The 13222-nt window shown below is 46.0% G+C and carries 9 protein-coding genes; 3 read left to right on the top strand and 6 right to left on the bottom strand.

Annotation, left to right across the window (positions count from 1 at the left end; all coding sequences use genetic code 11):
- Positions 1-44: 44 nt before the first annotated feature.
- From aceE to yhbY, 3 genes are all read right to left on the bottom strand, one after another.
- The gene (aceE, locus tag HMPREF2608_RS05460; RefSeq protein WP_070826243.1) at positions 45-2708 is read right to left on the bottom strand and encodes a pyruvate dehydrogenase (acetyl-transferring), homodimeric type; all 2664 of its coding nucleotides are present in this window, start codon (positions 2706-2708) and stop codon (positions 45-47) included.
- A gap of 592 nt (positions 2709-3300) precedes the next feature.
- Positions 3301-4731, bottom strand: coding sequence for a tetratricopeptide repeat protein (locus HMPREF2608_RS05465; protein ID WP_070826244.1), 1431 nt, complete (start codon positions 4729-4731; stop codon positions 3301-3303).
- A gap of 219 nt (positions 4732-4950) precedes the next feature.
- Positions 4951-5238, bottom strand: a complete 288-nt coding sequence (gene yhbY / locus HMPREF2608_RS05470; RefSeq protein ID WP_049323205.1) for a ribosome assembly RNA-binding protein YhbY — start codon at positions 5236-5238, stop codon at positions 4951-4953.
- 112 nt (positions 5239-5350) lie between these two features.
- Here yhbY and rlmE point away from each other — a divergent pair, with 112 nt between their 5' ends.
- Both rlmE and ftsH read left to right on the top strand, forming a co-directional pair.
- Positions 5351-5971 (top strand): 23S rRNA (uridine(2552)-2'-O)-methyltransferase RlmE, encoded by a 621-nt coding sequence (gene rlmE, locus HMPREF2608_RS05475; protein ID WP_070826245.1) that lies wholly within the window; start codon positions 5351-5353, stop codon positions 5969-5971.
- 70 nt (positions 5972-6041) lie between these two features.
- The gene (ftsH, locus tag HMPREF2608_RS05480; RefSeq protein ID WP_070826246.1) at positions 6042-8003 is read left to right on the top strand and encodes an ATP-dependent zinc metalloprotease FtsH; all 1962 of its coding nucleotides are present in this window, start codon (positions 6042-6044) and stop codon (positions 8001-8003) included.
- A 103-nt stretch (positions 8004-8106) separates the two neighbouring features.
- Here ftsH and tpx read toward each other — a convergent pair whose 3' ends face one another.
- From tpx to trpS, 3 genes are all read right to left on the bottom strand, one after another.
- Complete coding sequence (gene tpx, locus HMPREF2608_RS05485) at positions 8107-8601, bottom strand: thiol peroxidase (RefSeq protein WP_003679194.1); 495 nt, start codon at positions 8599-8601, stop codon at positions 8107-8109.
- Between the two features lie 42 nt (positions 8602-8643).
- Positions 8644-9183, bottom strand: coding sequence for a hypothetical protein (locus HMPREF2608_RS05490; protein ID WP_070826247.1), 540 nt, complete (start codon positions 9181-9183; stop codon positions 8644-8646).
- Positions 9184-9264: 81 nt separating this feature from the next.
- Entirely contained in the window at positions 9265-10275 is a 1011-nt protein-coding gene (gene trpS, locus HMPREF2608_RS05495; RefSeq protein ID WP_070826248.1) for a tryptophan--tRNA ligase, read from the bottom strand.
- Positions 10276-10533: 258 nt separating this feature from the next.
- On the opposite strand from trpS, the gene clpB reads away from it, so the two are divergent.
- Positions 10534-13107, top strand: a complete 2574-nt coding sequence (gene clpB / locus HMPREF2608_RS05500) for an ATP-dependent chaperone ClpB (RefSeq protein WP_070826249.1) — start codon at positions 10534-10536, stop codon at positions 13105-13107.
- The last annotated feature ends 115 nt before the right edge of the window (positions 13108-13222 follow it).

The raw sequence follows: 13222 nt of genomic DNA on the forward strand, positions 1-13222 counted from the left end.
GGCCTAATGTTGGCATGAAGCAAACAGGCCGTCTGAAACATCAATTAGCGTTTCCAGCTAGGAGCTGTATCGGCTTTGATACCATATTTTTCAATGGCTTGTTGAACGGTTTCTTTGCTGACTTTGCCTTGTTCGGCCAGAGCGCTCAATGCAGCAACGGCAACGTTGTAGCGGTCAACTTCGAAGAAGCTGCGCAGGTTGGCACGGCTGTCGGAACGACCGAAGCCATCGGTACCCAAGACGTGGTAGTCGTTAGGGATGTAGGCACGGATACGGTCGGCATAGCTGCGGATGTAGTCGGTAGCGGCAATAACCGGACCGTCATGACCTTGCAGTTGAGAAGTGACAAACGGTACTTTTGCAGTTTCCAATGGGTTCAGACGATTGAAGCGTTCCACTTCGATGGCATCGCGGTGCAGCTGGTTGAATGATGGGCAAGACCAGATGTCTGCTTCCACGCCGAAGTCGGCTTTCAACAATTCAGCACCGGCAATTACTTCTTGCAGGATGGTACCGGAACCCATCAATTGGACTTTTTTGTCGCCTTTGCCGCCGGCTTTCAGCAAGTACATACCTTTCAGGATGTCTTGTTCTACGCCTTCAGGCATGTCCGGATGGGTGTAGTTTTCATTCATCAGGGTGATGTAGTAGAACACGTCTTCGTGGTTAACATACATGCGGCGCAAGCCATCGTGTACGATAACGGCTACTTCGTATTGGAATGTCGGATCGTAAGAAACGCAGTTTGGAATCAAATCTGCTTGAACATGGCTGTGGCCGTCTTCGTGTTGCAGACCTTCGCCATTCAGTGTTGTACGGCCGGCAGTACCACCCAACAGGAAACCGCGTGCATGCATATCGCCTGCTGCCCATGCTAAGTCGCCAACGCGTTGGAAACCGAACATAGAGTAGTAGATGTAGAAAGGAATCATGGCAAAGTCGTTGTTTGCGTAGCTGGTCGCAGCAGCAATCCAGTCAGCCATAGCACCTGGTTCGTTAATACCTTCTTGCAAGATTTGACCGTCAACAGACTCTTTATAGAACATCAGTTGGTCTTTATCTTGAGGAGTGTATTGTTGGCCTTTAGGGTTCCAAATACCGTATTGACGGAACATGCCTTCCATACCGAACGTACGGCTTTCATCTGGAACGATAGGCACCACGCGTTTGCCAATTTTTTTGTCTTTCAGCAAAGTAGACAGGATGCGGACGAAAGCCATGGTGGTTGAGAATTCACGGTCACCGCTGGATTTCAGTTGAGCATCAAATGCAGACAGTTCAGGCACTTCCAGAACTTCTTGGGTAGGTTTGCGTTGAGGCAGGTAGCCACCCAAAGCTTCACGGCGTGCATGCAGGTATTTGTATTCTTCGCTGTCGGGAGCAAAAGTCAGGTAAGGCAGGTCGCCGCTGTCGATTTGCTCGTCAGTTACAGGAATGTCAAAGCGGTCACGGAATTGTTTCAGAGACGCTTTGTCCATTTTTTTGGCTTGGTGGGCAACGTTTTGACCTTCGCCGGATGCACCCATACCGTAACCTTTAATGGTTTTCGCCAAGATTACAGTAGGTTTGCCGTCGGCGTGGTTCACTGCGCGGTCGTAAGCGTTGTACACTTTTTGAGGGTCATGGCCGCCGCGGTTCAATGCCCAAATTTCATCATCGGTCATATCGGCAACCAATGCTTTCAGTTCAGGCGTATTGAAGAAGTGTTCGCGAACGTATGCACCGTCTTTGGATTTGTAAGTTTGGTAGTCACCGTCCAAGCACTCTTCCATACGTTTGCGCAGGATGCCATCTTTGTCTTTTGCCAAGAGGCGGTCCCAACGACGACCCCAGATGACTTTCACAACATTCCAGCCGGCGCCGGCAAAGTTGCCTTCCAGCTCTTGAATGATTTTGCCGTTACCGCGTACTGGGCCGTCCAAACGTTGCAGGTTACAGTTGATGACGAATACCAAGTTGTCCAAGCCTTCGCGTGAAGCCAGAGCAATAGCACCTTGGCTTTCAGGTTCGTCCATTTCACCGTCGCCACAGAATACCCATACTTTACGGCCTTTGGTTTTAGCCAGACCGCGAGATTCCAAGTATTTCAGGAAGCGTGCTTGGTAAATTGCCATCAATGGGCCAAGACCCATAGATACGGTTGGGAATTGCCAGAAGTCAGGCAACAGGTGAGGGTGAGGGTAAGAAGGCAGACCTTTACCGTCAACTTCTTGACGGAAGTTGTTCAGCTGGTCTTCAGTCAGACGGCCTTCAACGAACGCGCGTGCGTAGATGCCAGGGGCAACGTGGCCTTGGAAGAATACCAAATCGCCTTCTTCGCCTTCGCCTTTAGCTTTCCAGAAGTGATTGAAGCCGACTTCGTACATAGTGGCGGCTGATTGGAAAGATGCAATGTGTCCACCCAATTCCAAATCTTTTTTACCCGCGCGCAAAACGATAGCGGCAGCGTTCCAACGAACGAATGCACGGATGCGGTGTTCGATGTTTTGGTCGCCGGGGATGCCTTTTTCGTCTTCTACGGAAACGGTGTTCAAATATGGAGTAGTGGTGCCGTGAGGCATACGGATGCCTTTGTCACGGCTGTATTTGACCAAACTTTCCAGCAGATACTGAGCGCGCTCGCTGCCTTCATATTCTAAAACAGAGCTTAACGCGTCTAACCATTCTTTGGTTTCAATTGGGTCAACATCGTGTAATTGGGTGGACATAATATCTATCCTTGTGTTGAGTGTTTTTCAATGACGGAGTATTACTCCGATATTTTCGTTTATCAACAAATGTGAGTTAAAAACGAAAATTCCTAGAGTCAAATTCGAAAAAAGTTTTAATTACTGAAATATTTTCAATACGTTATAACCGTTGATAAAAAATCAGAAAGAATTGAACTTTTTACAAACCAGCTAACCTGCAAATGCTATCAGTAATTGGGCAAACTGGCAAATTGTGCTGTAGATATTGATAGGATTTAGAGGTTGAAATTAAGATTTTTTAAAAGAGTTATGTAGCTTGTTTTTAAATCGAGATATTGAGTGGATACAGTAAAAAAGCATCAGATATTTGAGAAAGTTTATTCGAATACGAAAAATATTTTTCAAATTTTGTTGTAAATAGAAAATTAAATTTAGATTATCTGGTTTTTTACAAAGAGAATAGGCCGTCTGAAGACTCTAAAGAGATTAAGGAGAAATGGGATTTGAAGATGGCGATTGTTGAGGAAGGGTAAATGAAAAAAATGACATGTACAGGCTACTTTAGCGCTGACATGTCATTTATGTAGGAAGTTAGAATTTCAGACGGCCTCTAATTATCAGTAGAGCCTTTTTGAGAGAATTGCTTCCATTGAGTCAGAAGCTCTTTGAGAACGTCTTGCTGTTCATGTCCATGTTGGATGGCTTCTTGCAACCAGAAGCAAGCATTGTTGATGTCTTTTTTTACACCCATGCCGTGATAATACAGGCAGGCAAGATTATATTGAGCCATCGTGTCTCTTTGTTTGGCCGCTGCTTCAAACCATTTTGCAGCTTGGGCGTAGTCGACAGGTACGCCTTGTCCGCAGTAATACATCATACCTAGATTGGTTTGGGATTTACTGTGTCCACGTTCTGCGGACTGATGGTATAACTCCAGTGCTTCAGCGTAATTCTGTTTGCGTTTTAAGCCATAGTGCGCTGCAAATGCCAGCTTGTACAGACGCTCGGCTTCCTGACGTTGGAGGGCGATTTCTTTGGTTAGCTCATAGTTTTGCTGGTTATTCAATGCGCTGTCAGACAGAAGTTTTTGGTAAGCGGCAAGATTACCTAAATCAGCCGAGCGTTGATAATATTGGCGTGCGGTGTCAGCATCAACTGCTCGTCCCAATCCGTAGCGATAGATATCACCTAAAAGGCGCAAACCTTCCGGATCATTTTGATCAGCAGCAAATTTAGCGTGCTGATAGGCCTTCTGAGGGTCTCGTTCGGTGTTTTTGCCTAGCAGATAGATTTCGGCAAGTGCTACATGTGCATTGCTATCCCCTTGTTCGGCAGCTTTTTCAAACCATTCCAATGCTTCAGCAGGATTTGATGCGACTAAGAGTTCTGCAAGAGAAGTTTGCGCTGGAACAATGTCGTAATCGGCGGCAATACGCAAATGTTCGATTGCTTTTTCAGGGTTTTGTGCAACACCTTGCCCCAATTTGTATTGAAGACCGAGTTGCCAGTGTGCCGCAATAAATCCCTGTGCAGCAGATTGCTGGTAGAGCGTATGGGAATATTCTAAATCGGGGGTGCTTGAGTATTGGTAGTGTTGTGCTAAGAAATATTGCGCCTGAGGGTTTTGTTGCTCGGCAGCTTTCAATGCCCATTTGACTGCTTGCTGTTCGTTGCCGCTATCCGCATATAAACGCATCAGGCGTAGCTGGGCCGGGACCAAGCCTTCTTCGGCAAGTTCTTGATAGACTGAAATAAGCGTTTCTACTTCTGCGCCGTTATTTTCTTGTAATTGGAGAAGATTGTAACGGGCATAGGGATGACCGGCTCTTGCCGCTTGTTTTAAATATTCAACTGCAATTGCCAAATCTTGTTCGTTTTCGTGGTTTTCAAACAGGCATCCTGCCAGCTGAAATGCAGCCTCGATATGTCCCGCCTCTGCTGCCTCGCAGAGCAATGGAATAGCTTGCGCAAAGTCAGGCGGGTCTTGAGTAATTAATTTTTTTGCTAGAAGAAAAGATTCTTCATATTGTTGAGCATTCATCGTTTTTTATGTTTATGAAGGATTCAAGGGTAAAATAATCGGCCGACAGGGTGCGGCCGTTATGATTTTGTAATTTTGGGATTATTTACAAAAACAGGCAACCGTATTTGTATTTTTATACTTAGAGTAATGGAATAAATTGTTTTATGCTGCATAAATACAACAGAAGATAGAATAAAGTGGGTTGAGAAAATACTTCTGCTGTTTGTTCAGTTCGAATTACTCTTCGTCCGGTTTTTTACGCCATAAAACAAGTAATTTACCAATGTGTTGAACCAGTTGGGCACCTAGTGTTTCACACAGGGCATTGCAAATTTCAATACGTTCTGCACGGTCATCGCCAAAAACACGGACTTTAATCAATTCGTGCGCTGTCAATGCGGCGTCGGTTTCTTTAATGACGGAGTCAGTCAAACCTTGTTGGCCAACCATAACAACAGGATGGAGGTGGTGTGCTTGGGCTTTCAAGGCCAAAATTTCTTTAGTGCTTAGTTTGTTATCGCTCATTTTGATAAGTATCCAATTAAAAAGAATAATGGCTATATTGTACGCGATTTAGAACATTTACGGGGGAAATAACGTACAATACTGGTTTTTAACTTAAGCATTTCAAACCAAGATGGCTGTACGCTCAAAATCTTCGAAAGCATGGCTGCATGAGCACGTCAACGATCATTATGTCCATATGGCACAAAAGGACGGATATCGTGCCAGAGCGGCTTATAAATTATTAGAAATCAATCAGAAAGATAAATTGATCAAGCCGGGTACTGTCTTGGCGGATTTGGGTAGTGCACCGGGTAGTTGGTCGCAGATGGCAGCCAAGCTGGTCGGTAAAACTGGGGCTGTCTTTGCTTTGGATATTTTGCCGATGGATGCGATTGATGGTGTGTCGTTTATTCAGGGAGACTTTAGGGAAGATGCTGTTTTGGAGCAGTTTGAAGCCTTATTGGATAATCGTCCGCTAGACCTTGTAATCTGTGATATGGCACCCAATATGTCAGGCAATGCCGTAACAGACCAGGCACGCAGTTTTTACCTGTGTGAACTGGCTTTGGATTTTGCCTCGCAGCATTTGAAACCCGGAGGCAGTTTTTTGGTGAAGGTGTTTCAAGGCGCGGGCTATCAGGAATATACGGCGGCAATGCGCGAAATTTTTGCCAGTGTACAAACTCGAAAGCCGGATGCTTCCCGCAATCGTTCCAGTGAGATTTACCTATTAGGCAAAAATAAACGCTGACAATGTAGGGTGGGTGCTTTAAAATTCTTTCCCTTGATTTTATTTATTTTGTAACCATGGAGCCTGTTCAGTGGGGAATACCATTAAAAACATATTAGTCTGGGTAGTGGGTGGTGCTATGCTTTTAGCAGCATTCAATGCACTCAGCGATAAGCAGGAAGATAAACAGCAAATCGAATATTCTCAATTTATTCAGCAAGTTAATAGTGGCGAAGTATCCAATGTCAATATCGAAGGATCTGTTGTCAGCGGCTATCTGATTAAAGGTGAGCGCACCGATAAAACTGCCTTTTATACCAATGCGCCTTTGGATGACAACTTGGTTAAAACACTGTTGGACAACAAAGTACGCGTCAAAGTAACTCCGGAAGAAAAACCAAGCATGCTGGCCAGTCTGTTTTACAGCCTGCTGCCGGTTTTGTTGTTGATTGGTGCATGGTTCTACTTCATGCGCATGCAAAGTGGTGGTGGCGGTAAAGGCGGTGCCTTCTCTTTTGGTAAAAGCCGTGCGCGTTTGTTGGATAAAGATTCCAATAAAGTGACTTTTGCCGATGTTGCCGGTTGTGATGAGGCAAAAGAAGAAGTGCAAGAAATCGTAGATTATTTGAAAGCACCCAATCGTTATCAAAGCTTAGGCGGTCGTGTGCCGCGCGGTATTTTGTTAGCAGGCAGCCCCGGTACGGGTAAAACATTGCTGGCCAAAGCGATTGCCGGTGAGGCAGGTGTACCATTCTTCAGTATTTCAGGTTCTGACTTCGTAGAAATGTTTGTCGGTGTCGGCGCGAGCCGTGTCCGCGATATGTTCGAGCAGGCCAAGAAAAACGCGCCATGTATCATCTTTATCGATGAAATTGATGCTGTCGGCCGTCAGCGTGGTGCCGGTTTGGGCGGTGGCAATGATGAGCGTGAGCAAACGTTGAACCAATTGTTGGTTGAAATGGATGGTTTTGAAAGCAACCAAACCGTTATTGTGATCGCAGCAACCAACCGTCCTGATGTACTTGACCCAGCGTTACAGCGTCCGGGCCGTTTTGACCGTCAAGTCGTTGTTCCATTGCCTGATATTCGTGGCCGTGAGCAAATCTTGAAAGTTCACGCTAAAAAAGTGCCTTTGGATGCATCTGTAGATTTGACTTCTTTGGCTCGTGGTACACCTGGTTTTTCAGGTGCAGATTTGGCAAACTTAGTCAATGAAGCTGCTTTGTTTGCCGGCCGTCGTAATAAAGTTAAAGTCGATCAAAGCGACTTTGAAGATGCTAAAGACAAAATCTACATGGGTCCGGAGCGTCGCAGTATGGTAATGCACGAAGATGAAAAACGTGCGACAGCCTATCATGAGGCCGGTCATGCAATCGTAGCGGAAAGCCTGCCGTTTACTGATCCGGTTCACAAAGTAACAATTATGCCTCGTGGTCGTGCATTGGGTTTGACTTGGCAGTTGCCTGAGCGTGACCGCATCAGTATGTACAAAGACCAAATGCAGAGCCAGCTCTCAATCTTATTTGGTGGTCGTATTGCTGAAGATATTTTTGTTGGCCGTATTTCTACCGGTGCATCTAACGACTTCGAACGTGCAACTCAAATGGCACGCGAGATGGTAACGCGTTATGGTATGAGCGACAAAATGGGGGTGATGGTTTATGCTGAGAACGAAGGTGAAGTATTCTTGGGTCGCAGCGTAACCCGTTCTCAAAATATTTCTGAGAAAACCCAACAAGATATTGATGCGGAAATCCGCCGTATTTTGGATGAGCAGTACCAAGTGGCTTACAAAATCTTGGATGAAAATCGCGATAAGATGGAAACCATGTGCAAAGCACTGATGGATTGGGAAACCATCGATCGGGACCAAGTTTTGGAAATTATGGCCGGTAAACAACCTAGTCCGCCTAAAGATTACAGCCATAATGTCCGTGATGACAAAGTAGAAGAGTCTGAAGCGCCTGTTGCTGAAGCTGCTGAACCTGTTGAGCAAAATGAGGTTCAGAATACTGAGTCAGTAGAAGCAAGCAAAACAGATAAATCTGTATAAGGCTTGAAACAGAAAACGGTAGCTTTTGGGCTACCGTTTTTATTTTGAAGATAATCTAAAGGCCGTCTGAAAATTTTCAGACGGCCTGATTTTATTTGGTTAATTACAAAACAGCCAAGGCTGCTTCGTAGTCAGGCTCGTTCGCAATTTCAGAAACCAATTCAGCGTGGAGAACTTGGTTTTGCTCATTCAAAACCACCACTGCGCGGGCAGTCAGGCCGCGTAATGGGCTTTCTGTCAGTGTAACACCGTAATCGTTAGAAAAGCTGCTGCGGAATGTAGAAAGTGTCACTACATTTTCCAAACCTTCTGCGCCGCAGAAACGGGCTTGTGCAAACGGTAAATCGGCAGAAATGCACAAGACGACGGTATTGTCCAAAGATGACGCACGTTTGTTAAAAGTGCGGACGGACTGGGCGCATACGCCGGTGTCAATACTGGGGAAAATATTCAGCACTTTGCGTTTGCCTGCAAAGTCAGCCAATGATTTCTCAGATAGGTCTGCTGCTACCAATGTGAAATCAGGTGCAACTTGACCGATGGCAGGCAAATTGCCGTTTGTAGAAATAGGAGAGCCTTGGAAAGTAACTTGAGCCATGATTCAGTCCTTGTGTCAGGGGAAAATAGGATGGGCAGGGTTTTAGTAATGACGGCGACGGAAATAGAACATGCCTTCGCTGTCAATTTCTAAAATATAGCGACCGTTTTGTACAGCGGCATAGCCGCTTTTGCCTTCGGTATAAGGCTGCAAAGCAGCGTGTGAAATCAGATAGTCGGTCAGTTTGCCGCCGTCTTGGGCAATATTGTCCACCATTTTTGCAAAGGCAGTGTGGCAAACTCCGTTGGCTGACCAGCCGGCTGAAACGCCTTTTTCATTTTTTTCCATGCATTGGCCGCTGATGACTTCTAAGTCGGTAGGGTGCTTACCAATCAGATTGATAACACCGCCCTCTATGCCGTTAATCGGATAGGTGCGTTGTTTCTTACCTTCTTTCGTTTCGCCGTCTTGAGCTGTACCTAAATCCAAACCGGCTATAGCTTGTTCATCGATATATTTAACTTTGAAGGTAGGCTTGGGCGCTTTGCCTGAAGCAGCATCATTGGCTACAGTATCTTCAGATTTACCGCCGCAGGCAGCCAATGAAAGGCTGAGCAAGATAAGGGGGAAGGTTTTTTTCATATGAGAAACCCTAGAAAAACGATTATATTTCAAATGATAAACGATATTGTGGCCGTCTGAAATATTCAGACGGCCTTACTATTATTTCAACGGACGAATACCTACTGCATCGCGTACTTTATCCAACAATTCGCGTGCTTCTTTACGCGCTTTTTGTGCGCCGGCCTGCAAAATGTCTTCAATTTGAGAGGGTTTGGCTGTCAATTCATTGTAGCGCTCGCGCGGTTCTGCGAGCTCGGCATTGATTTTTGCGCCCAAGAGTTTCTTGGCTTCACCCCAAGCAAGGCCTTCGGCCAGCATTTGCGTGAACTCGGCAGTTTCAGACGGCGTGGAGAAGGCTTTGTAGATTTCAAACAGAGGACTTTCATCAGTCTGTTTCGGCTCGCCGGGTTCTTTCATATTGGTGATGATTTTGTTAACCGATTTTTGGGTTTTCTTGTCGTTTTCCCAAAGCGGAATGGTATTGCCGTAGGATTTGGACATTTTGCGTCCGTCCAAGCCGACCAAGAGTTCGACATTTTCGTCGATTTTTACTTCAGGCAGGGTGAAGAGCTCTTGGAAGCGGTGGTTAAAGCGACCGGCAATATCGCGAGCCATTTCAACGTGTTGTATTTGGTCGCGACCGACTGGTACTTCATGGGCATTGAACATAAGAATGTCGGCAGTCATGAGGATAGGGTAGCTGTACAGGCCCATTTCCACGCCGTGATCCGGATCTTCCTGACCGTTTTCGGTATTTGCCTGTACTGCAGCTTTATAAGCGTGGGCGCGGTTCATCAGACCTTTTGCAGTGATACAGGTCAGAATCCAGTTCAACTCCATCACTTCGGGAATATCGCTTTGACGGTAGAAAGTGGTCTGTTCCGGATTGAGTCCACAGGCGAGCCATGTGGCGGCAACAGCTTGAGTAGATTGATGAATCATTTCCGGCTCATGACATTTGATGATGCCGTGATAGTCGGCCAAAAAGAGGAATGATTCGGTATTGGAATCTTGCGCTGCGCGGATAGCCGGGCGGATGGCACCGACATAGTTGCCCAAGTGTGGAATACCTGTTGTGGTAACGCCTGTTAAAACTCGTTTTTTGCTCATGAAAGTATCCTTCGGCATAAAGGCCGTCTGAAAATAAATATGGTGCCGATTATACCTGATTATTCTTGATTTTTCAGACGGCCTTTTGAGTAGAGGGTAACTGGATAATAAAAGTTATACACATAAAATTTAAAAAATAAAACACTGTAAAACAATAAGATAGTAAAAAATTATTGATTAATGAGTAAATGGCTCTTGAGTTATCCACATTTGCGCTTATATAGGCTCTAACAGAATATATTTGAAGAGGAACTTAAAATGAGATTTGATAAATTGACTGCCAAATTTCAGCAAGCTCTGCAAGAAGGTCAAAGTTTGGCTTTGGCTGCGGACAGCAGCTACCTTGAGGCCGGCTTTATCTTAAAAGCGTTGCTTGACGATCAAAACAGCGGTGCTGCTGCGTTACTGGCTCATGCAGGTGTGAATGTGCCTCAAGTGAAACAGCGTTTGCAGCAGCATTTAAACAGCCTGCCGAAAGTGTCCGGTCAAGGTGGCGATATTATGCCTAGCCGTGAGCTGCAAGCTGTATTAAACCTGATGGATAAGGCTGCAACCAAACGTGGCGATGCCTATATCGCCAGCGAACTTTTCCTGCTGGCTTTGGTTCAGCAGAATGATGCGACCGGCAAAATTTTGAAAGAAGCCGGTGCGACCGAACAAAATATCAATGCCGCGATCGATGCGGTACGAGGAGGACAAAACGTGAACGATGCGAATGCTGAAGACCAACGCGATGCTTTGAAAAAATACACACTTGATCTGACTCAACGCGCCCGTGACGGTAAGCTCGACCCCGTTATCGGTCGTGATGATGAAATTCGTCGTGCGATTCAGGTATTACAACGCCGTACCAAAAACAACCCTGTGCTGATTGGTGAGCCGGGTGTGGGTAAAACCGCGATTGTTGAAGGTTTGGCACAACGTATCGTCAACGGTGAAGTACCTGAATCCCTGCGTAACAAACGCCTTTTGGTTCTGGACTTGGCGGCTTTGATTGCCGGCGCGAAATATCGTGGCGAATTTGAAGAACGCTTGAAAGGCGTGTTGAACGACTTAGCTAAAGACGACGGCAACACTTTGATTTTCATTGACGAAATCCATACTTTGGTTGGTGCAGGCAAAACCGACGGCGCAATGGATGCGGGCAATATGTTGAAACCGGCTTTGGCGCGCGGCGAATTGCACTGTATCGGTGCGACTACTTTGGATGAATACCGTCAGTACATCGAAAAAGATGCGGCACTCGAACGCCGCTTCCAAAAAGTATTGGTTGGCGAGCCAAGTGTAGAAGATACCATCGCTATTTTGCGTGGTTTGCAAGAGCGTTATGAAATTCACCACGGTATCGATATTACTGACCCTGCTATCGTTGCCGCAGCGGAGTTGAGCGACCGTTATATTACCGACCGCTTCCTGCCTGATAAAGCGATTGATTTGATCGACGAAGCGGCCAGCCGCATCAAAATGGAGCTGGACAGCAAACCTGAGCAAATGGATAAACTTGACCGTCGCATTATCCAGCTCAAAATGGAAAAAATGCACGTTGCCAAAGAAACTGATGATGCCAGCAAAAAACGTCTGGAATTGATAGACGAAGAAATCGACGGACTGCAAAAAGAATACGCTGATTTGGATGAAATCTGGAAAGCCGAAAAAGCGGCATCATCCAGCACAGCCGACATCAAGAAACAGATGGACGACATCAAAGTCAAAATCGAGCAGGCTAAACGCCAAGGCGATTTTGCCCGTGCATCTGAGCTTGAATACGGTAAGTTGCCTAAATTGAGCGCACAGTTGCAAGCGGCAGAAAGCAATCCTGACGGCAAAAAACAAAATAAACTTTTCCGTACTGAAGTCGGCGCAGATGAAGTAGCCGAAATCGTTTCTCGTATGACCGGCATCCCTGTGTCAAAAATGATGGAAGGTGAACGCGACAAGCTGCTGAAGATGGAAGAAGTATTGCACCGCCGTGTGGTCGGCCAAGATGAAGCCGTGCGTGCTGTATCCGACGCTATCCGCCGTAGCCGTTCCGGTTTAGCCGATCCGAATAAACCTTATGGCAGCTTCCTGTTCTTAGGCCCGACCGGTGTGGGTAAGACCGAATTGTGTAAGGCATTGGCAGGCTTCCTGTTTGACAGCGAAGATCACCTGATTCGTATCGATATGTCCGAATACATGGAAAAACATGCTGTTGCCCGCTTAATCGGTGCGCCTCCCGGCTATGTCGGCTACGAAGAAGGCGGCTACCTGACTGAACAAGTCCGCCGCAAACCGTACAGCGTGATTCTTTTGGACGAAGTGGAAAAAGCCCATCCGGACGTATTCAACATCTTGCTGCAAGTATTGGATGACGGCCGCTTGACCGACGGACAAGGCCGTACCGTAGACTTCAAAAATACCGTTATCGTGATGACTTCCAATATTGGTAGCCAACATATCCAACAAATGGGTACTCAGGACTACGAAGCGGTGAAAGAAGTTGTGATGGAGGATGTGAAAGAACATTTCCGTCCTGAAATGATCAACCGTATTGATGAAGTAGTCGTGTTCCATGGTTTGGATCAGGCCAATATCCGCAGTATTGCAAAAATCCAGCTTAAAGGTTTGGAAAAACGTTTGGAAGCACAACATCTACATCTGAAAGTTGATGATGCTGCCTTGGATCTGATTGCCGAAGCCGGTTTCGACCCTGTGTATGGTGCCCGTCCACTCAAACGCGCCATTCAGTCAGAAATCGAAAACCCGCTGGCAAAAGCATTGCTTGAAGGTAAATATGCACCGGATAGCACAATCCATGTTAAAGAAGAGGGTGGTAAGCTCTTGTTTGCATAAGGTTAAAACAATGTAGTATGTTGTTGTAAAAGGCCGTCTGAAAGAATTCAGACGGCCTTTCTTAGTTATTGATTCACATCATATATTTGTTATGTAATTTGATTATTCATTGAAT

Source organism: Neisseria sp. HMSC064D07, assembly GCF_001837185.1.
Lineage (GTDB): Bacteria > Pseudomonadota > Gammaproteobacteria > Burkholderiales > Neisseriaceae > Neisseria > Neisseria flavescens_C.